We start from the raw sequence: 18,584 nt of genomic DNA, 5'->3' as shown, positions 1-18,584 counted from the left end.
CTCTTGGGACGGGCCCGGCGCCTTCGCGTGCCACGGCGCAAACGCGCCACTGGTGTCCCCCGCCCGGCCGCCTCCGCAGGTGAGGTGGGTTACGGCGCGGCGGCGGGGCGTTGACAGCGGGTGGCCGGGCTTCTAGCGTCAGCCCTACTAAGCGGTTGCTCACCTTCTCGACCGGTGCGGCGAGCCGCTTTCGAGGTTTCGAGGCTGAGGAGAACCCGCATGTCCACCACCGACCAGCGCGTCGCCATCGTGACGGGCGCGGCCCGCGGAATCGGCGCGGCCACCGCCGTCCGCCTGGCCGCCGAGGGCCGCGCCGTCGCCGTACTCGACCTCGACGAGGCGGCCTGCAAGGACACCGTCGAGAAGATCACCGCGGCGGGTGGCAAGGCCCTCGCGGTGGGCTGCGACGTCTCCGACGAGGCCCAGGTCGAGGCGGCCGTGGCGCGCGTCGCCGAGGAGCTCGGTGCGCCGACCGTCCTGGTCAACAACGCGGGCGTGCTCCGCGACAACCTGCTCTTCAAGATGAGCGCCGCCGACTGGGACACGGTCATGAACGTGCATCTGCGCGGTGCGTTCCTGATGTCGAAGGCATGTCAGAAGCACATGGTCGACGCCAAGTTCGGCCGGATCGTCAACCTCTCCTCCAGCTCGGCGCTCGGCAACCGCGGCCAGGTCAACTACTCCACCGCCAAGGCGGGTCTGCAGGGCTTCACCAAGACGCTCGCCATCGAGCTCGGCAAGTTCGGCGTCACCGCCAACGCCGTCGCCCCCGGCTTCATCGTCACCGACATGACGGCGGCCACCGCCGAGCGCGTCGGCATGGGATTCGAGGACTTCCAGGCCGCGGCCGCCACCCAGATCCCGGTGCAGCGCGTCGGCCGGCCCGAGGACATCGCCAACGCCATCGCCTTCTTCACGGGCGAGGCGGCCGGGTTCGTCTCCGGCCAGGTCATGTACGTCGCCGGCGGCCCGCTCAACTGACCACAGGAGTACAGGACATGACCGAGCAGGACAACGTGCTCCCCGAGCTCAGCGGCAAGGTGGCGCTGGTCACCGGTGCCAGCCGGGGCATCGGCTACGGCATCGCGCAGGCCCTGGTGGCCCGCGGCGACCGGGTCGTCATCACCGGCCGCAACGAGGACGCCCTCAAGGAGGCAGCCGAGAAGCTGGGCGCGGACCGGGTGATCGGCGTCGCCGGCAAGGCGCACGACGAGGCCCACCAGGCCGTCGCCGTCGAACGGGCGATGGAAGCCTTCGGCCGCGTCGACTACCTCGTCAACAACGCCGGGACGAACCCGGTGTTCGGCCCGATCGCCGACCTCGACCTCGGCGTCGCGCGCAAGGTGTTCGAGACGAACGTCGTCTCGGCGCTCGGCTTCGCGCAGCGCACCTGGCACGCCTGGCAGAAGGACAACGGCGGCGCGATCGTCAACATCACCTCGATCGCCGGCCTCAGCGCCTCGCCGTTCATCGGGGCCTACGGCATCAGCAAGGCCGCGATGGCGAACCTGACGCAGCAGCTCGCCCACGAGTTCGCGCCGGTGGCCCGGGTCAACTCCATCGCCCCCGCGGTGATCAAGACCAAGTTCGCGGCCGCGCTCTACGAGAACCGTGAGGAGGAGGCGGCGGCCGCCTATCCGATGGCACGACTCGGCGTCCCGGAGGACATCGGGGGCGCCGCGGCCTTCCTGCTGTCCGACGCCTCGGGGTGGATCACCGGGCAGTCGCTGGTCGTCGACGGCGGCCTGTTCCTCAACGCCGGGGTCTGAGCGCGGGGCCGCCGGCCTTGCGTTCGTGTGCACTCCAAGAGGCAGAGTCGCTGGTGCCGGCCCCATCGGGGCCGGCACCAGCCGCGTCGGCGGACTCTGCGAGGGAGACACACCATGCACTACCGCACGCTCGGCGGCGGCCGGGGACCCCGGGTGAGCGCCATGTGCCTGGGGGCGCTGCCGTTCGGCACCACGGTGGACGAGCGGACCTCGTACGCCATCCTGGACCGCTTCGCCGAGGCCGGGGGCACCTTCGTCGACACCGCGAACCACTACGCCGCCTGGGTCCCCGGTGCCACCGGCGACGAGAGCGAGCTGCTGCTCGGCCGCTGGCTGCGCAGCCGGGCCGCCGGCGGCCGCACGGTGCTGGCCACCAAGGCAGGCGCCCGGCCCGACCCGGCCCGCGGATCCGAGTGGCCGGCCAACACCGAGGGGCTCGGCGGGCCCGCGCTCCGTACCGCGCTCGAGGGCAGCCTGCGGCGTCTGGGCACCGACCGGGTGGATCTCTACTACGCGCACATCGAGGACCGCCGCATCCCTCTGGAGGAGACCGTCGGCGCGCTGGCCGCCCTCGTCGCGGAGGGCCGGGTGGGCCTCCTCGGTGCCAGCAACCACCCCACCTGGCGTCTCGCCGAGGCCCGCCGGATCGCCGCCGGGCGCGGGCTGCCCGGCTTCCGGGCCGTACAGCAGCGGCACACCTACCTGCACCCGCGCCGGGGACTGCCGCCCGGCCTCCAGCGGGAGACCGACGAGGACCTCCTCGACTACGCGGACGCGCACCCCGATCTCACGCTGCTCGGCTATTCGACCCTGATGAACGGCGCCTACACCCGCGCGGACCGGCCGCTGCCGGAGCGCTACGACCATCCGGGATCCGTGCCGCGGCTGCGGGTGCTGGCGGAGGTGGCGGCGGAGTGCGGGGCCACCGAGAACCAGGTGGTGCTGGCCTGGCTGATGGGCGGGCCGGTGCCGGTGGTGCCGGTGCTCGGCGTCAGTTCGGTGGGGCAGCTGGACGAGTGCCTGGCCGCGCTCGACCTCGCGCTGGATCCGTACCAGTGGGCGCGGCTCGACACCGCCTGAGCGCCGCCGCGGCCCGCTCCCGAACCGAACCGACGCCCGCGGGTCGCGTTGTCAGTGGTCGCCGGTAGGTTCTGTTGCGGAGAACGTTACGTACACCGGAGGTTGTTGACGTGGTGACCGACATGCTGCCCGAATCCTGGCGCGGGGCCCTCGGCGAGGAGTTGGAGAAGCCCTACTTCAAGGAGCTGACCGACTTCGTCGAGGAGGAGCGGGCCAACGGGCCGGTGTACCCGCCCCGCGAGGAGGTCTTCGCGGCACTGGCGGCCACGCCCTACGACCGGGTGAAGGTGCTGGTCCTCGGCCAGGACCCCTATCACGGCGCGGGCCAGGGCCACGGCCTGTGCTTCTCCGTGCAGCCCGGGGTGAAGACGCCGCCGTCGCTGCGCAACATCTACAAGGAGATGAAGGAGGAACTGGGGCACCCCGTTCCGGACAACGGCTATCTGATGCCGTGGGCCGAGCAGGGGGTGCTGCTGCTGAACGCCGTGCTCACGGTCCGTGAGGGCGAGGCAAATTCTCACAAGGGCAAGGGCTGGGAGAAGGTCACCGACGCCGTCATCCGCGCCGTGGCCGCCCGCCCGGACCCGGCCGTGTTCGTGCTCTGGGGCAACTACGCCAAGAAGAAGCTCCCGCTGATCGACGAAGAGCGGCACGCCGTGGTCCAGGGGGCCCACCCCTCGCCGCTCTCGGCGAAGAAGTTCTTCGGCTCCCGTCCCTTCACCCAGATCAATGAGGCGATCGCCGCCCAGGGCCACACGCCGATCGACTGGCGCATCCCCGACCTGCACCAGGGCTGACCCCACGCTCGGGCGCGCCGCCCACACCGCGCGCCGGCTTCCCCCGGCGGTTAGCGTCGGGGGAAGGAGCCGAGCGGCGAGCGAGCGCGGGGTGTGTGCGGTGGTGGACGAGCAGCGGGAGCAAGCGCCCCTGGAAGGCGTGCTCACCCGGATCGGCCAGGCGATCATGTTGCATCGCGCCGGCGACCGGGAGGAGGCGCGCAACCGCCTCTCCGAGCTGTGGCACGAGATCGGACCGCAGGGGGACGCCTTCCACCGCTGCGCCCTCGCCCACTACATGGCCGACACCCAGGACGACCCGAGGGACGAACTCGACTGGGACCTGCGAGCCCTGGAGGCCGCCGAGGGCTTCGTCACCGAACCCGCCGGTGGTCCGGTCCCGGAGCGCACGATCGCCGAGGGCCCCGACGCTCGCCATCCCCTCGCCGCCCTGCGCGCCTTCTTCCCTTCCCTCCACCTCAACCTCGCCGCCGACTACGTCACGCTCAACCGGCCGGCCGACGCCCGTGCGCAGCTCCGGCGGGCCCGCGCCTCGACCAATGCCCTGGCCGACGGCGAGTACCGCCAGGGGCTGCGGGAGGCCATCGACCGGCTGGCGGTGCGACTGGACGGCGGAGGGGCGGCGTAGCCACGGGTCGCCCGGCGTGCCGCCCGCGCTCCTCGGCGGGCCGTCCGGTCAGCGCTCCCTCAACATGCCGTCCAGCAGTTCCGCGCAGGAGGCGCGCAGGGCGGCGCGCCCGGGTACGGCGGTGTGGAACTGCCCCGCGGTACAGGAGAACAGCATGCCGTCGCACCAGGCGATCATGCTCAACGCATGCCGCTCGGGGTCGGTGGAGCCGGCCGCCGTCAGCATCGCCGTGATCGGCTCCCGGAAGGCCCGCCCGGCCCGGTCGTAGAAGGCCCGCAGTTCGGGTCGGCGGCTTGCCTCCAGGGCCAGTTCGTAGCGGGCGACGGCCAGCTGCCGGTGCCGGGAGAGATAACGGTGCAGGGCAAGCGACAGTGCGTCGGCGACCGCCGCCGGGGTCCTGCCCGCGGTGTCCGGCTCGTCCCCGGGGGCGAGGACCGCCGCCTCCCGCTCGGCCAGCCGTCGTACGGCCGCCTCCAGCAGCGCCGCACGGGTGCGCGCGAGATTCGAGGTGGAGCCCTGCGGCAGCCCGGCCGCCTCGTCCACGGCCCGGTGGGTCAGCCCACGCATACCGCGCTCGGCGAGCAGGGTCAGGGCGGTGTCGGCGATGAGTTCGTGGCGCGGGGTGCTGCGGGTGGTCATGGCAGCCGACCCTACCGCGGTAACTACGGGTGTAGTAGCGTGGAACTACAGGTGTAGTGGGGCGGGTCGGAAGGGGAACCCATGCAGCGTCGCACCGCCGTGGTGATCGGTGGAGGGATCGGCGGACTCACCGCCGCGGTGGCACTGGACCGCCGCGGCTGGGCGGTCACCCTCCTGGAGCGCGCCGCCGCTCTGGAGCCGGTCGGCGCCGGCATCGGCCTGGCCCCCAACGCCCAGCGCGCCCTGGACACCCTCGGCGCGGGCGACGGGATCCGGGCCCTGGCCGCCCCGCAGCCGACCGGGGAGCTGCGCCTGCCCGGCGGCCGTCGGCTGGCCCGCACGGACCACGCCGCGGCCGTCCACCGCTTCGGCGGCCCGGTCGTCGTCGCCCCTCGCGCCGAACTCGTCGCCCTGCTCGCCGCCCGGCTGCCCGCGGCCACGGTGCGCACCGCCGGCGCGGCCGCACTCACCGACGAGGGCGACCCGTCACCGGGCGGCCGACCGGCACGGGTGCGGCTCGACGGCACCGGCGAGGAGCTGACCGCCGACCTGGTGGTGGGCGCCGATGGCATCCACTCCGCGGTCCGTCGCGTCGTCTTCCCCGGCCACCCAGAACCCCGCTACGCCGGGTTCACCGCCTGGCGCTTCGTGGTCCGCGCCCCCGACGGCCCGTGTCCGGCGCACGAGACCTGGGGCCGCGGTGGCATCTGGGGCTCGTTCCCGCTGCACGACGGGCGTGTGTACGCCTACGCCACCGCCGTCCTGCCGCCCGGCGGCCGGGCCGCCGACTGTGACGAACGGGCCGAACTGCTGCGCCGCTTCGGCGACTGGCACCACCCCGTCCCCGCGCTCCTGGCGGCCGTCGATCCGGCCGCTGTGCTCCGCAACGACGTCCACAGCGCGGCTGCCCCTCCGCCCGCCTTCCACCGGGGGCGGGTCGCCCTGCTCGGTGACGCCGTCCACCCCATGACGCCCCACCTCGGCCAGGGCGGCTGCCAGGCCATCGAAGACGCCGTTGTGCTCGCCCACGAGGCCGCACCGGACGGCGACCTCACGGCCGCGCTCGCCGCGTACACCCGGCAGCGGCTGCCGCGCACCATGGCGGTGGTGCGCCGCGCGGAGCGGATCGGCCGCCTCACCACCTGGCGGTCCCGGCCCGCCTGTGCGCTGCGGGCCGCGCTGATGACCGCCGCCGCCCGGTTCGCTCCGGACCTCGCGCTGCGCGGCCTGGACGGCATCGCCGACTGGCGCCCCCCGGCGGACACGTAAGCTGCCGACGGCGGGTCACCCGGACCGCCGCACTACCCAGGGAGTACGCGTGAAGGTCGGCTGCATCGGACTCGGAGACATCGCGCAGAAGGCGTACCTCCCGGTACTGGGCCAGCAGTCCGGCGTCGAACTGCATCTGCAGACCCGCACGCCGGCCACCCTCCGACGGGTCGGCGACCTCCACCGGCTGCCCGCCCGCCAGTTGCACACGGATCTGGACTCGCTGCTCTCCGCCGGCCTGGACGCGGCCTTCGTGCACGCGCCGACCGCCGTGCACCCCGAGATCGTCACCCGGCTCATCGAGGCGGGCGTGCCGACCTATGTCGACAAGCCGATCGCCTACGAACTCGCCGCCTCCGAGCGCATCGTGCGGCTCGCCGAGGACCGGGGCGTGGGGCTGGCCGTCGGCTTCAACCGCCGCTTCGCACCCGGCTACGCCCAGTGCCGGGAGCACGCCCGCGAACTGATCCTGATGCAGAAGAACCGCATCGGCCTGCCCGAGGACCCGCGCACCCTGGTGCTGGACGACTTCATCCACGTCGTCGACACCCTGCGCTTCCTCGTCCCCGGCGAGATCGACCACGTCGATGTGCGGGCCCGGATCCGGGACGGGCTGATGCAGCATGTCGTGCTGCAACTGTCCGGCGACGGATTCACCGCCATCGGCACCATGAACCGGCTCAGCGGCTCCGCCGAGGAGCTTCTGGACGTCTCCGGGCAGGACACCAGGCGCCAGGTCGTGAACCTCGCCGAGGTCATCGACCACAAGGGGCAGCCGAGCGTGCGGCGCCGGGGCGACTGGGTGCCGGTCGCCCGGCAGCGGGGCATCGAGCAGATCGTGCTGGCCTTCCTGGACGACGTGCGGGCGGGCCGCCGGCCGTCGGCGCAGGACGCGCTGCGTACCCACGAGCTGTGCGAGCGGGTGGTCACCGAGGCGCTCGCCCAGGGCGCCGGCTGAGCGCCCGCAGCCCCGCAGGGACGCCGAAGAGCACCAGCGCGCCCATCGCCCCGTAGAGCGCCCAGTCGCCGAACCGGTTGTAGAGGCTGGTGCCCCGGGCCAGCGGGAGATCGTAGACCGCCGCCGCGCTGCGGTCGGTGCCCAGCCGCTCCCCGACCGGTTCGCCCCGGGGGCCGTGCACCGCGCTGACTCCGGTGAGGGTGGCGTGCACCATCGGGCGCCCGTTCTCCGCGGCGCGCAGCGCGGCCAGTGACGCGTGCTGGGCGGGTGCCCAGCTGTCCTGGAAGGTCGAGGTGGAGGACTGGGCGACCAGTACCCGCGCGCCGTCGTGCACCAGGCGGCGGCTCATGTCGGGGAAGGCCGTCTCGAAGCACACCAGGGGACCGATGCGCAGCCCGCCCGCCGTGGGGACCGGCAGCACGACCTGACGGGTGCCACGGATCCGGTCGGTGGTCGCGGCCTTGCCGACATGGGTCGCCCAGCCGAGGAGGGACCTGGCCGGTATGTATTCGCCGAAGGGCACCAGCCGCATCTTGGCGTAGCGGTCACCGGTCGGTCCGTGCGGCCCGATCAGTACCGCGCTCTTCTCGATGCCGGGCCGGCCGCGGCGCCGCGCGTCCGCATTGACGAGCAGGTCGGCGCCGGTCCGCCGGGACAGCGCGGCGAGCCGGGCGGCGAGCGCGGGGTGATCGGCCGGATCCTCATAGAGGCTGCTCTCGCCCCAGACGACGAGCCGGACGCCCCGGCCCGTCAGCGACCGGGTGAGCGTCTCGCCGCGGGCCAGGCGCTCGGTGGGGGGGCCCGTGAGGCCCGGCTGGACGACGGCGATCCGTACGGTGCCCGCGGGGCGGGGGAGCGGCGCCGCGTACCAGGCCGTGGTGGCGGCCAGGCCGCACACCAGCAGTCCGGCGACGGCCGGCGGCCAGGCCGCGGGCCGGGCGATCAGCTCGGCGACGGCCGTGTTCACCGCCACGACCAGGAGGCTCACCAGCCACACTCCACCGATCGAGGCCAGCCGCAGCGCGGGCGGCACCGGCCATTGACTCGCGCCGAGCAGTCCCCAGGGGCCGCCCAAGTACTCCCAGGATCGGATCAGTTCGACCATCAGCCACCCGGACGGCACCAGCACCAGCGCCGCGGCGTACCGCCCGCCCGCCGCCCGCCGCCGCCCGCGAGGAGCACCGTCCGCCGTCGGCCCGCACGGCGTCGACGCGTCTGCCAGCAGCGCGCGCACCAGGATCCCCCAAGGCGCCCACAGCGCACCGAGCAGCAGGGCCAGCACGAGGATGAAGACGTGCAGGCTCGGCAGCAGCCAGTGGTGGACGGCCAGCATGAATCCGGCGCCCCCCAGCCAGCCGTCCAGGGCCGCCCGGCGTGCCGTCGGAGCCGTGCGCACCAGCAGCAGCCAGGGGACGAGTGCGACGTAGGCCAGCCACCACCAGGACGGTGCGGGGAAGGCGAGCGCCGGCAGCGCGCCTGCCGTCGCCGCCGCCAGGCCTCGCCACCAGGGGGAGCCGAGCCGGCGCGGTCGCCCGCCGAGCGGACTGGGCATGCCGTCTCCTTCTTGTCGCAGGGTCCGGGGTCGTCGCGGGGGCCGGGGCGCCGGTGCGGTGCCCGGCGGGTCATTCCCCGGCGGGCACCACCTCGCGCCACTTCTCGTGCACGACGACTTCGGTCAGCCGCCAGCCGGCGGGTGTGCGGCGGGCGGCGAAGGCGTAGCGGCCGGCGCACGTGTAGTCGGGGGCGTTGGGGCCGGTGCCGGAGTCCGGCCGGCCGGCGAGCCGCATCGGGTTGAGGTAGTCGGCCTGGGCCGTGGCGGTGTCACCCGGTGCGCCGTCCCGGCGGGCGACGGTGATGCGGCGGTTGACGATCAGATGCTGGCGTATCGCGAAGTGGCCCAGCATCTCGGCGAGCCAGTCCGCGATCTCCGCGGTACCGCCCTCGATGCCGCCCGCGGACCGGTAGTCGGCCCGGCCGTCGTCGGTGAACAGGGCCCGGTAGTCCGGCCAGTCCCCGTCGTCGAGGGCGATGGCGTATCCGGTGATCAGGTCGTCGATCGCCAGGCGGTCCATGACAGCCGAGTGTTCTGTGCGCTGCGTCATTGCCTCAGTTTTCGGCATACGGAGGCCCCCGCCAAGAGAGCGGGGGCCAAGCGGCGCGGTATCACCTCACCAGAACGGTGTCCTCGGCGGAATCCTCGCCCGCGTCCTGGCCGGATTCCGCACTGTCCGCCGCCTCCGGCGCCGTCCCGCCCGCCTCCGGGGCGAACTGGGTCCGGTACAGCTCCGCGTACCGCCCGTCGGCCGTCAGCAGCGCTGCGTGGGTGCCGCGCTCCACGATCCGGCCGCCCTCGACCACGAGGATCAGGTCGGCGGCCCGTACGGTCGACAGCCGGTGGGCGATGACCAGCGCGGTCCGGCCGTCCAGCGCCTCGGTGAGGGCCTCCTGGACGGCGGCCTCGGAGGTGTTGTCCAGATGGGCGGTGGCCTCGTCGAGGATGACCACCCGCGGGTGGGCGAGCAGCAGCCGGGCGATCGTCAGTCGCTGGCGTTCGCCGCCGGAGAGCCGGTAGCCGCGCTCGCCGACGACGGTTTCCAGGCCGTCGGGCAGGCTCGCGAGCAGCTCGTCGAGGCGGGCGCGGCGCAGCGCGTCCCACAGCTCCGCCTCGTCCGCCTCCGGCTTGGCCAGCAGCAGGTTCTCGCGGATCGTGTCGTGGAAGAGGTGGCCGTCCTGGGTGACCATGCCGAGCGCCTCCCGCAGCGAGGCGGCGGTCAGCTCGCGGACGTCCACCCCGGCCAGCCGGACCGCGCCCCCGTCGGTGTCGTACAGCCGCGGCAGCAGTTGCGCGATGGTCGACTTGCCGGCGCCCGAGGAGCCGACCAGGGCGACCATCTGGCCCGGCTCGGCGCGGAACGAGATGTCGTGCAGAACCTGTTCGCCGCCCCGGGTGTCGAGGGTGGCGACCTCTTCCAGGGAGGCGAGCGAGACCTTGTCGGCGGAGGGGTAGCCGAAGCGTACGGAGTCGAACTCCACCGACACCGGGCCCTCGGGGACCGGGCGGGCGTCCGGCTTCTCGGCGATCAGCGGTTCGAGGTCCAGCACCTCGAAGACCCGCTCGAAGCTGACCAGGGCGCTCATCACCTCGATGTGGGCACCGGACAGGGCGGTCAGCGGGGCATAGAGCCGGGTGAGCAGCAGGGCGAGCGAGACGATCGCGCCGGGCTCCAGGCTGCCGCGCAGGGCGAGGAAGCCGCCGAGCCCGTAGACCACGGCCAGCGCCAGCGCGGACACCAGGGTGAGGGCGGTGACGAAGTACGTCTGCACCATGGCCGAGCGGACCCCGATGTCGCGCACCCGGCGGGCCCGGGTGGCGAACTCGGCCGACTCGCGGGCCGGCCGACCCATCAGCTTGACGAGGGTGGCGCCGGGTGCGGAGAACCGTTCGGTCATCTGCGTGCCCATCGCGGCGTTGTGGTCGGCGCCCTCCCGCCGCAGGTCGGCCAGGCGCCGGCCGACCCGCCGGGCGGGCAGCACGAACACCGGCAGCAGGACGAGCGCGATCAGGGTGATCTGCCAGGACAGGCTCAGCATCACCACGAGTGTCAGCAGCAGCGTCGCGATGTTGCTGACGACGCCGGAGAGGGTGTCGCTGAAGGCCCGCTGGGCGCCGATCACGTCGTTGTTGAGGCGGCTGACCAGCGCACCGGTGCGGGTGCGGGTGAAGAAGGCGACCGGCATCCGCTGCACGTGGTCGTAGACGGTCGTCCGCAGATCGAGGATCAGTCCCTCGCCGATGCTCGCCGACAGCCACCGGGTCAGCAGGCCCAGGCCCGCCTCGGCGACCGCGATGACGGCGATCAGTGCGGACAGTTCGAGGACGACGGCGGCGGAGTCGCCGGCCCAGATCGCGTCGACGACCCGGCCCGCGAGCAGCGGGGTGGCCACCGCGAGCATCGCGGTGGCGGTGCTCAGTGCGAGGAACCACACCAGGCGGCGGCGGTGCGGCCGGGCGAACGCCGTGATCCGGCGCAGCGTGCCGCGGGAGAAGCGTCTGCTGCCCTGTTGGGCGGTCATCGTGCTGTGCAGCGAATGCCAGGCGGTGACTTCCATGTCCATGGCGGTCTCCAGGGTGTCGGGGTCGGCGCAGGATCGCCGTGGCTGACCGGCGACATGAAAGGAACCTAGGACCTAAACCAATGTTGAGGTCAAGGGATTCCTCGCCGGTCACCCTTCAGGGCCGCCGTACGGCCCCCGCTCGCACGCCCGGCCGCTCGGTACCGCCCTCCCGCCACCGCCACCGCCACGGCCCGCCGATACGATGACCGCCATGCGACACGGGGGCGACGGACACACCACACACGAGGCTGCCGAGGCCGGGCTGCTGCTCCTGCCGCCACGCCTGACCGCATCGGCCGCCGAACTGCGCGACACCGCCCGCCGGCGTGGCCTGCGCACCGTCCAACTGCCCACCTTCACGGTCCCGGACGGCCTGCGCGCCACACACCTGCACGCCGGGCCGTCCTTCGCCGACGCGGTCGCGGGCCCGCTCGGCATCGCCCCCCTCGAAGCCCCGGCCCGCTGGCTCGCCGACCTGCCCCGCGACCTGGTGCGGCGCGAGATCCGCGCGCTGCCGATCCGCCGGGCCTACGCCCTGCGCCGGCCCGTCTTCGTCAAGTCACCCAACGACAAGGGCATCCGGGCCATGGTCTACACCGACGGCTCCCGGCTGCCCGGCGCCGACGCCGTCGACCCCGCCACCCTCGTGCTGGTCTCCGACGTCGTGTCCTTCGGCGTCGAATACCGCCTCTTCCTCCTGGACGGCGCGGTACGCACCGGCAGCCGCTACGCCGAGGACGGACGGCCGAGCCTCGGCCCGCTCACCCCGGACGCGGCCGCCTTCGGAGCCGAGCTCCTCGCGCGCTGCGGCGCCGCGCTGCCCTCCGCGATCGTCGTGGACATCGGCCGCCTGGACGGCCACTGGGCCGTCATCGAGGCCAATGCGGCCTGGGCGAGCGGACGGTACACCAGCGACCCGGACCTGGCCCTGGACACCGTGCTGCGGGCGGCGGGACCGGCGGATCGGGTGGCGGCGCGCGATCTGCCGTTCGTCAGGGGGGACGGGAACCGGCCGGGCCCCGCGCGAGGCGGGCCGCCCGGACCGGCGGCTTCCGTGACCGGTAGCTTTCAGGGGTGAACACCGCCTGGTCCGAGACCGTCTCCCTGCTGCTGTTGCTGGGGGTGCTGGGCTTCGCGGTGCGGCGGCCACGCGGCGCCTCCGAGGCGGTGGCGGCGGTACCCGCGGCGGCCGTCCTCGTACTGGTCGGAGCGGTGTCGCCGTCCGAGGCGTGGTCCCAGGTGCACAGCCTGCTCCCGGTCGTCGGATTCCTCGCCGCCGTGCTGGCGCTGGCCCACCTCTGTGCGCGGGAGGGCGTGTTCGAGGCGGCGGGCGCCGCGCTGGCCCGGCTGTGCACCGGGCGTCCGCGACGTCTGCTGGCCGGGGTGTTCGCGCTGGCCTCCGCGGTGACCGCGGTGCTCAGCCTGGATGCGACGGTGGTGCTGCTGACCCCGGTCGTCCTGGCCACCGCGGCCCGCGCCCGCGCCCGCGCCAGGCCCCATCTGTACGCCTGCGCCCACCTGGCCAACTCCGCCTCGCTGCTGCTCCCCGTCTCCAACCTCACCAACCTTCTGGCACTCGGCGCGGCCGGACTCTCCTTCACCCGGTTCGCGGCGCTGATGGCGCTGCCCTGGGTGCTGGCGGTCGCCGTCGAGTACGTCGTCCTCCGGCGCTTCTTCGCCCGTGACCTCGAGGCGATCGTCGCCCGGCCAACGGCGGGGGAGGAGCGGCCGGCGGCGGGCCGGCCGGATCCGCCGCTGCCCGTCTTCGCGCTCGTGGTGCTCGCTCTCACCCTCGCGGGGTTCGTGCTGACCTCCTTCGCCGGAATCAACCCGGCGTGGGCGGCGACGGCCGGCGCCCTGGTGCTCGCCGTCCGTGCGCTGCGCCGCCGCGAGACCACCGTGCCGCGGCTGGTGGCGGCGGCGAACCCGTTGTTCTGCCTCTTCGTGCTCGCCCTGGGCATCGTGGTCAAGGCCGTCGTCGACAACGGTCTGGGCGGCGCCGTGGACCGGCTGCTGCCGGACGGCTCGTCGCTGCCCGCCCTCCTCGGGCTCGCCGCGTTCGCCGCGCTGCTCGCGAACCTGATCAACAACCTCCCGGCGGTCCTCGCGCTGCTGCCGGTCGCTGCCCAGTCCGGGGCCGGCCCCGTCCTCGCGGTACTCATCGGCGTGAACATCGGCCCCAACCTGACCTACGTCGGCTCCCTCGCCACCCTCCTGTGGCGGCGGATCCTGCACGACCACAAGGCCGCCCCCGCCCTGCCCGTCTTCACCGCCCTCGGCCTGCTGACGGTCCCGGCCACCTTGGCCCTGTCGACAGTCGGACTGTGGGTGGCGCTGCGCGTCATCGGTACATGACTCTGCGTCACCTTTGATTTCAGGCCACGCGGTGTACCGCGCGTGTCGGCGGCGGCCCCGGGGTGGTGCGGCGGCCGGCGCGCAGACGGTGCGATCGCGTGCACGGGTCCATGCGAACTCGCCCTGGAAAAGGGTCTGTTGGATGCCGCAGTCGGGCGCGCACGCACGGCGTGACCGCGCGCGGCGCAGGGGCCCTCCCCGGCGTGGCCGACCACCGTGATTGAGACAACCTCTATACGTGCTTCTCGCCAGGACTTGACGCCCTGACAGGCGGGTAAGCCGTAGAACGTAACGCACAGCAGCGACGTCAGGGCACAGCCGACGACCGGATACGGATGCATCCGCCCGGGACCGCGCCGGGCGCTTCCCTCACTCCCGTAATGCCTCCGCCACCTGCGTGGCGCTGTCTCACTCCTTGGCACGAAAGTGGGTCGGGCTGATGGCCGAGGGCCACAACTACCAGGAATTCGTCGGTCACATCCGCGAGGCGGGCAGCACGATCGTGCTCGAACTGCGCGGTGAGTGGGACATCCTCGCCGTATCAGTGGTCTCCGACCGGCTGGACGCGCTGACCGGTACCCGGCGTCCCGACCTCGTCCTCGACGTCAGTGCTGTCACCTTCATGGACTGCGCCGGGCTGGGCCTGCTGTGCCGCGCCCGGCACCGGACGCGGGAGCGCGGCGGGCGACTGCGGCTGGCCGGGGTCACCGACGGCGGCTGCGTCGCGCGGCTGCTGCGCATGGCCCCCTCGGCGGCGGAGTTCGAGATCGTGGCGGAAGCGATCGTCGGGGCGACCTGCCTGGCCGACTGCGTGGCCGTCTGAGTGGCGGCGGCCCGCCCCGGCTCCGTGCGCCGGCCGGCCCGGGGCGGAGCGCCGTCGGTCAGGCCGGCAGGGCGGTCTCGATGGCCGCGACCAGCTCGTCGGCCTCCGGCTCCGTGCGCGGCCGGAAGCGGCCCACGACCTCGCCCCGGTGGTCGATCAGGAACTTCTCGAAGTTCCACTGGACGTCGCCGGCCGTCCCCTCCGCGTCCTCGGTGCCGGTCAGCTCCGCGTACAGCGGGTGCCGGTCCGCGCCGTTGACCTCGGTCTTCTCGAACAGCGGGAAGCTGACGCCGTAGGTCGTCGAGCAGAACGTGGAGATCTCCTCGGCGGAGCCCGGCTCCTGGCCCGCGAACTGGTTGCTGGGGAAGCCCAGCACGCTGAAGCCACGGTCGGCGTACCGCTCCTGGAGCCGCTCCAGGCCCGAGTACTGCGGGGTCAGCCCGCACTTGGACGCCACGTTGACCACCAGCAGCGCGCGGCCCCGATAGTCGGCGAGGGACGCGGGCTCACCGGTCAGGGTGCGCAGCGGAATGTCGTACAGGCTCACGGTCATGCTCCTCAATGCGGTTCCGCGGATAGGGACAGCCATCATCCGTGCCAACAGCGGCGCCCGGCTTGATCTTCCCGGAATCGTCGACCGGCCACGAGACCATCGGCCGGAGCGACCCCGCCCGCCACTCCCTGAGCAGCTGGTCGAAGATCGGCGTCGGTTCCTCGGCGGGCCGGCGGGCGTACGGAGGTGAGAGTGAGAGGCGTTGGAAAACATGACCCGTGGTCTTTTTGGCGTCCATGTCCGGACTCAACCGAGGGAGCGCCGCCCTGGTTGCGGGGCCCGCCCGGGACGGACCGCAGATGTGCCTGCGCCGGTGACGGGCAGAAGATACGTTCCCGCGCGGCCCAGTGCCGACAGGTCCACCGCCTCTGCCAGGGCGTGCATGCCCGCGACGTTGGGGTGCACTCCGTCGCCGCTGTTGTAACGGGCCCGCAGCCGCCAGGGTCTGGACGGGTCGCGCAGCGCCGCGTCGAAGTCGACGACGCCGTCGAAGGCGCGGCCGGTACGGATCCAGTGATTGACCCGGACCCGCATCCGCTCACCCGCCGGGCGCAGCAGGGCGTTCGGGGTGATGGTGCCCCCGTGCAGCGCGATCCCGGCAGCGTGCGCGCGGGCGGCGAGGGAGGCCAGCCCGGCGATCACCTGGCGGGCGGTCACCGGTGTGCCCCGGTGGACCCCGGTGCGCGCCCCCAGATCATTGGTGCCCAGGAGAACGATCGCGTCGGACACGGCGGTCTGCCGGAGCACGTCGCGGGTGAACCGTGCCTCGGCGTTGACCCCGAGATGGACCCGCCCGTCGGCGCCGGTGCCGACGTCGCTCAGCAGGCGGTTGCCCCCGATGCCCGCGTTGACCACGGAGAGGCCGGGGCCGCGCCGCGCGGCACCCGCCAGCCGCCGTGCCAGTACGTCCGGCCAGCGCAGATTGACGTCGTCGGGGATGGCGCCGCCCTCGGTGATGGAGTCGCCGAAGGTCACCACCGTACGGTCCGCGGTCACCGAGGCGACGTCCACGCCTTCCAGGAAGAACCAGGACAGGAGGCGCTGGTGAAAGGCTGAGCCGTGCACGTCGGCGGTGTGGTCGCCCCGCGCGGAGAGATAGCTGGTCTGCTTCGCCCCGCCGTGCCAGGTGGTGGGCCCGGTGGGCGTCGGCAGATGGATGCTCACCACCAGGTCGCGGTCGGCGTGCACGGTCAGCCGCACCGGGTCGCTGACCACCTCGGCGCCCGGGGGGAGGGTGGCCGAACGGTACCCGGCGAAGGTCACCGTGCGCCTGGACCCCCGCTCGACGGCCGCGCCCCCGGCCCGCCGGGCGACGGTCACCGCGCCCAGGTCCAGCGGGCGTGTGCCGTAGAGGTTGGAGAGCCGCAGCCGGATCCGATCGCCGCCGGTGGAAAGGCGGACGACCAGGCGGAGGGTGCGGTGGGCGAACCCGGTGACGGAACGGCCCCGGTGGGCGGGCGGGGTGAGGGCGGCGGCCCAGCCGCCCACCCAGTGACGGCCGGGGGCGGCCGAGGCCGCCGGCGACGTGGCCGCTCCCAGGGCGCCGAGCGATGCCGCGCCGGCCAGGAACGATCTGCGGGGCAGGGGCCGTCCTCGCACGGCTGTCTCCCGTCGGTCACCTGATCGGTATGGGTGCTGGGACGGTCCCATGGCGCGATGCGGGACGGCCGCTTACACGCCGTCCTCGCCCGTCTGGCGGCGCCCGAGTGGCTCCCAGAGGGAGGAGCGGCGCGGCGTCGGGCGGGCGTCACGGGCCGGCTCTGTCCACCGTCGCCGCGATCCCGTCCGGGATGACGTCCGGGCCGACCTCGAAGGCGGTCCTCGCCTCGCACTCCGGATACGGCTCCGTCGCGTCCGTGCGGAGTGCGGCGCCCTCGGTCTCCAGGCGGACCAGGAGCGGAAAGCGCTCCCGGAAGTCGGGCACGACCTCGCCGAGCACGCTGGAGCGCGACTGCCACCACTCCTCGTCGGAGACGTCGGTCCCCGTCGCGGCAAGCCGCGACTCCGTGTCGACGCCGTGCCGGGCACCGCGCTTCCTGACGGCCGGTCTTCGCCAGGACGACGCCCCACGGCGGAGGACCCGGCCGAGGCGCAGGAGCGGGCCGCCACGGCCCGGGCTCCGCGCGGGCCCGCGCGAGGAACTCGGCGTTCTCACCCCCACGTTCCTCCGCGGAGTCGACGTACCGCGGGTACGGAAGGAGTGACCCACCCGCGGGCACGTTCACGAGGTCATGCGGTCTCCGCCCGCTCGGCGGCGCTCCGCTCCACACAGAACTCATTGCCCTCGGGGTCGGCCAGCGTCGCCCATCCGGTGCCGTCCGGCCGCCGGTGATCGCCCACCAGCGTCGCGCCCAGCGCCAGCAGCCGCTCGACCTCCTCGTCCCGGCTGCGGTCCTGGGGCTGCAGATCCAGGTGCACCCGGTTCTTCACCGCCTTCCCCTCCGGTACGGCGATGAACAGCAATCCGCTCCCCGCGGCGGTCACCAGGGCCTCGGGATCGCCCGGGACGTCGTCCTCGCCGAGGGTGCCGCCCAGCACGTCCGCCCAGAAGCGGGCCAGGCCGTAGGCGTCGGTGCAGTCGATCGTGATGTGGCGTACCAGTGAAGTCATGCGCGTCACTATGCGGTTGACGGCCGCGGGCGTCCACCGGGTTCGCCCGGCCGGTGGCCGTCGACCGGCATTCCGCCTTGGGGAGGCCCGGCTGCGTCGTCTACAGTTGCAGAATTCCGCAATTCAACAGATGACGCGACGGCCGGTCGGCCTGGACGCGGAGGGCATGCGTGGGCGGTTTCGCCGAGTCGGTACGGGAACGGGTGCGAGCGGCACGTGCCGCCGTCGAGGCGGCGCGGACGGCCGACGACGCCCATGCGCCGGCCGTGGCGGAGGACGAACCGGACGACGCGCTCCGGGTGGCCCGCAACGTGGACGTCGATCCCGAGGGCGGGTCCGGGACGTGGCCGCAGGGCGGGGCGCCGGTATGAACGGCGCAGGGGTCCCGCTCTACCAGGCGAAGGCCGAATTCTTCCGGATGCTGGGCCACCCGGTCCGTATCCGGGTGCTCGAACTTCTCCAGGACGGGCCGCTGCCGGTGCGCAGCCTGCTCTCCGCGATCGAGGTGGAGCCGTCCGCCCTCTCCCAGCAGTTGGCGGTCCTGCGCCGCTCGGGCATCGTGACGGCCACCCGCAGCGGCTCCACCGTCGTCTACGAGCTCGCCGGCGGCGATGTCGCGGAGCTGCTGAGCGCCGCACGCCGGGTGCTCTCCGGTGTGCTCACCGGCCGGCACGCGCTCCTCGCCGAGCTGCGGGAGGCCGAGGCCGGTGCCGGTGCCGGTGCCGGTGCCGGTGCCGTGCGGACGGCCGGCGGCGTGCCGGCGGTCGACACTGTGGGGGCGGCGTCGTGATCCACGCGCTCCGCCCCGAAGGGTGATCGCCATGCCGGCCAGGCGTAAAGGGCCGCCGCCCTGGCGGGCGGTCCGCTCCCGCACCTGCATACCCCCGGCCACGCGTCCGGGCGCCGCCCGGCCCTGCCGCGGCCGTCACCACGGACCGGGTTCGCTGAGAACGGCGTGCGGCCACGGCCGCGGCGGCCCGGAGTTCG

20 protein-coding genes are annotated in these 18,584 nt (G+C 73.7%); 12 read left to right on the top strand and 8 right to left on the bottom strand.

Annotated features, from left to right (window positions below):
• Window positions 1–219 precede the first annotated feature (219 nt).
• From fabG to ACGFML_RS32355, 5 genes are all read left to right on the top strand, one after another.
• On the top strand, window positions 220–981 hold the full coding sequence (gene fabG / locus ACGFML_RS32375; RefSeq protein WP_393549205.1) for a 3-oxoacyl-ACP reductase FabG: 762 nt from the start codon (window positions 220–222) through the stop codon (window positions 979–981).
• Between the two features lie 17 nt (window positions 982–998).
• Window positions 999–1,769 carry an SDR family oxidoreductase gene (locus ACGFML_RS32370; RefSeq protein WP_393549204.1) on the top strand — a complete coding sequence of 257 codons (771 nt, stop codon included), beginning with the start codon at window positions 999–1,001 and terminating at the stop codon, window positions 1,767–1,769.
• Window positions 1,770–1,883: 114 nt separating this feature from the next.
• Window positions 1,884–2,849, top strand: a complete 966-nt coding sequence (locus ACGFML_RS32365; protein WP_393549203.1) for an aldo/keto reductase — start codon at window positions 1,884–1,886, stop codon at window positions 2,847–2,849.
• Between the two features lie 122 nt (window positions 2,850–2,971).
• The gene (locus ACGFML_RS32360) at window positions 2,972–3,646 is read left to right on the top strand and encodes a uracil-DNA glycosylase (protein ID WP_393549299.1); all 675 of its coding nucleotides are present in this window, start codon (window positions 2,972–2,974) and stop codon (window positions 3,644–3,646) included.
• Window positions 3,647–3,812: 166 nt separating this feature from the next.
• On the top strand, window positions 3,813–4,274 hold the full coding sequence (locus ACGFML_RS32355) for a hypothetical protein (RefSeq protein WP_393549298.1): 462 nt from the start codon (window positions 3,813–3,815) through the stop codon (window positions 4,272–4,274).
• A 48-nt stretch (window positions 4,275–4,322) separates the two neighbouring features.
• On the opposite strand, the gene ACGFML_RS32350 is transcribed toward ACGFML_RS32355, so the two are convergent.
• A complete protein-coding gene (locus tag ACGFML_RS32350; RefSeq protein ID WP_393549202.1) occupies window positions 4,323–4,913 on the bottom strand; it encodes a TetR/AcrR family transcriptional regulator in 591 nt (196 codons plus the stop codon).
• Window positions 4,914–4,994: 81 nt separating this feature from the next.
• On the opposite strand from ACGFML_RS32350, the gene ACGFML_RS32345 reads away from it, so the two are divergent.
• Together ACGFML_RS32345 and ACGFML_RS32340 are read left to right on the top strand one after the other, a co-directional pair.
• Window positions 4,995–6,182, top strand: a complete 1,188-nt coding sequence (locus ACGFML_RS32345; protein WP_393549201.1) for an FAD-dependent monooxygenase — start codon at window positions 4,995–4,997, stop codon at window positions 6,180–6,182.
• 49 nt (window positions 6,183–6,231) lie between these two features.
• Window positions 6,232–7,140 (top strand): Gfo/Idh/MocA family protein, encoded by a 909-nt coding sequence (locus ACGFML_RS32340; protein ID WP_393549200.1) that lies wholly within the window; start codon window positions 6,232–6,234, stop codon window positions 7,138–7,140.
• Here ACGFML_RS32340 and lnt read toward each other — a convergent pair.
• From lnt to ACGFML_RS32325, 3 genes are all read right to left on the bottom strand, one after another.
• Window positions 7,109–8,692 carry an apolipoprotein N-acyltransferase gene (gene lnt, locus ACGFML_RS32335; protein ID WP_393549199.1) on the bottom strand — a complete coding sequence of 528 codons (1,584 nt, stop codon included), beginning with the start codon at window positions 8,690–8,692 and terminating at the stop codon, window positions 7,109–7,111. The genes ACGFML_RS32340 and lnt overlap by 32 nt on opposite strands.
• A gap of 70 nt (window positions 8,693–8,762) precedes the next feature.
• Window positions 8,763–9,242, bottom strand: a complete 480-nt coding sequence (locus tag ACGFML_RS32330; RefSeq protein ID WP_393549198.1) for a nuclear transport factor 2 family protein — start codon at window positions 9,240–9,242, stop codon at window positions 8,763–8,765.
• A gap of 61 nt (window positions 9,243–9,303) precedes the next feature.
• Window positions 9,304–11,256, bottom strand: a complete 1,953-nt coding sequence (locus tag ACGFML_RS32325; RefSeq protein WP_393549197.1) for an ABC transporter ATP-binding protein — start codon at window positions 11,254–11,256, stop codon at window positions 9,304–9,306.
• A gap of 211 nt (window positions 11,257–11,467) precedes the next feature.
• Here ACGFML_RS32325 and ACGFML_RS32320 point away from each other — a divergent pair, with 211 nt between their 5' ends.
• The 3 genes from ACGFML_RS32320 (at window position 11,468) to ACGFML_RS32310 (ending at window position 14,434) form a co-directional block, all read left to right on the top strand.
• Window positions 11,468–12,334, top strand: coding sequence for an ATP-grasp domain-containing protein (locus ACGFML_RS32320; protein WP_393549196.1), 867 nt, complete (start codon window positions 11,468–11,470; stop codon window positions 12,332–12,334).
• Complete coding sequence (locus tag ACGFML_RS32315; RefSeq protein WP_393549195.1) at window positions 12,331–13,611, top strand: SLC13 family permease; 1,281 nt, start codon at window positions 12,331–12,333, stop codon at window positions 13,609–13,611. Before ACGFML_RS32320 ends, ACGFML_RS32315 begins: the two co-directional genes overlap by 4 nt.
• A 415-nt stretch (window positions 13,612–14,026) precedes the next feature.
• Window positions 14,027–14,434, top strand: coding sequence for an STAS domain-containing protein (locus ACGFML_RS32310; RefSeq protein WP_393549194.1), 408 nt, complete (start codon window positions 14,027–14,029; stop codon window positions 14,432–14,434).
• 58 nt (window positions 14,435–14,492) lie between these two features.
• Here ACGFML_RS32310 and ACGFML_RS32305 read toward each other — a convergent pair whose 3' ends face one another.
• The 4 genes from ACGFML_RS32305 to ACGFML_RS32290 all read right to left on the bottom strand — a co-directional run bounded on the left by ACGFML_RS32305 (window position 14,493) and on the right by ACGFML_RS32290 (window position 17,597).
• Entirely contained in the window at window positions 14,493–14,981 is a 489-nt protein-coding gene (locus ACGFML_RS32305) for a glutathione peroxidase (RefSeq protein ID WP_393549193.1), read from the bottom strand.
• A 252-nt stretch (window positions 14,982–15,233) separates the two neighbouring features.
• Window positions 15,234–16,586 carry an SGNH/GDSL hydrolase family protein gene (locus tag ACGFML_RS32300; RefSeq protein ID WP_393549192.1) on the bottom strand — a complete coding sequence of 451 codons (1,353 nt, stop codon included), beginning with the start codon at window positions 16,584–16,586 and terminating at the stop codon, window positions 15,234–15,236.
• Between the two features lie 148 nt (window positions 16,587–16,734).
• On the bottom strand, window positions 16,735–17,142 hold the full coding sequence (locus ACGFML_RS32295; RefSeq protein WP_393549191.1) for a hypothetical protein: 408 nt from the start codon (window positions 17,140–17,142) through the stop codon (window positions 16,735–16,737).
• Window positions 17,143–17,216: 74 nt separating this feature from the next.
• Complete coding sequence (locus ACGFML_RS32290) at window positions 17,217–17,597, bottom strand: VOC family protein (protein WP_393549190.1); 381 nt, start codon at window positions 17,595–17,597, stop codon at window positions 17,217–17,219.
• Window positions 17,598–17,767: 170 nt separating this feature from the next.
• On the opposite strand from ACGFML_RS32290, the gene ACGFML_RS32285 reads away from it, so the two are divergent.
• Together ACGFML_RS32285 and ACGFML_RS32280 are read left to right on the top strand one after the other, a co-directional pair.
• A complete protein-coding gene (locus tag ACGFML_RS32285; protein WP_393549189.1) occupies window positions 17,768–17,968 on the top strand; it encodes a hypothetical protein in 201 nt (66 codons plus the stop codon).
• Window positions 17,965–18,387 carry an ArsR/SmtB family transcription factor gene (locus ACGFML_RS32280; protein WP_393549188.1) on the top strand — a complete coding sequence of 141 codons (423 nt, stop codon included), beginning with the start codon at window positions 17,965–17,967 and terminating at the stop codon, window positions 18,385–18,387. The genes ACGFML_RS32285 and ACGFML_RS32280 overlap by 4 nt, the downstream gene beginning before the upstream one ends.
• Window positions 18,388–18,584 lie beyond the last annotated feature (197 nt).

The organism is Streptomyces sp. NPDC048650 (assembly GCF_043199095.1).
Classification (GTDB): Bacteria; Actinomycetota; Actinomycetes; order Streptomycetales; family Streptomycetaceae; genus Streptomyces.
This window is presented reverse-complemented; position numbering and strand designations above follow the sequence as displayed.

Coding starts and splice junctions, on each gene's coding strand:
- fabG (WP_393549205.1), top strand. CDS start 220: ATGTCCACCACCGACCAGCGCGTCGCCATCGTGACGGGCGCGGCCCGC.
- ACGFML_RS32370 (WP_393549204.1), top strand. CDS start 999: ATGACCGAGCAGGACAACGTGCTCCCCGAGCTCAGCGGCAAGGTGGCG.
- ACGFML_RS32365 (WP_393549203.1), top strand. CDS start 1,884: ATGCACTACCGCACGCTCGGCGGCGGCCGGGGACCCCGGGTGAGCGCC.
- ACGFML_RS32360 (WP_393549299.1), top strand. CDS start 2,972: ATGCTGCCCGAATCCTGGCGCGGGGCCCTCGGCGAGGAGTTGGAGAAG.
- ACGFML_RS32355 (WP_393549298.1), top strand. CDS start 3,813: ATGTTGCATCGCGCCGGCGACCGGGAGGAGGCGCGCAACCGCCTCTCC.
- ACGFML_RS32350 (WP_393549202.1), bottom strand. CDS start 4,913: ATGACCACCCGCAGCACCCCGCGCCACGAACTCATCGCCGACACCGCC.
- ACGFML_RS32345 (WP_393549201.1), top strand. CDS start 4,995: ATGCAGCGTCGCACCGCCGTGGTGATCGGTGGAGGGATCGGCGGACTC.
- lnt (WP_393549199.1), bottom strand. CDS start 8,692: ATGCCCAGTCCGCTCGGCGGGCGACCGCGCCGGCTCGGCTCCCCCTGG.
- ACGFML_RS32330 (WP_393549198.1), bottom strand. CDS start 9,242: ATGACGCAGCGCACAGAACACTCGGCTGTCATGGACCGCCTGGCGATC.
- ACGFML_RS32325 (WP_393549197.1), bottom strand. CDS start 11,256: ATGGACATGGAAGTCACCGCCTGGCATTCGCTGCACAGCACGATGACC.
- ACGFML_RS32320 (WP_393549196.1), top strand. CDS start 11,468: ATGCGACACGGGGGCGACGGACACACCACACACGAGGCTGCCGAGGCC.
- ACGFML_RS32290 (WP_393549190.1), bottom strand. CDS start 17,597: ATGACTTCACTGGTACGCCACATCACGATCGACTGCACCGACGCCTAC.
- ACGFML_RS32280 (WP_393549188.1), top strand. CDS start 17,965: ATGAACGGCGCAGGGGTCCCGCTCTACCAGGCGAAGGCCGAATTCTTC.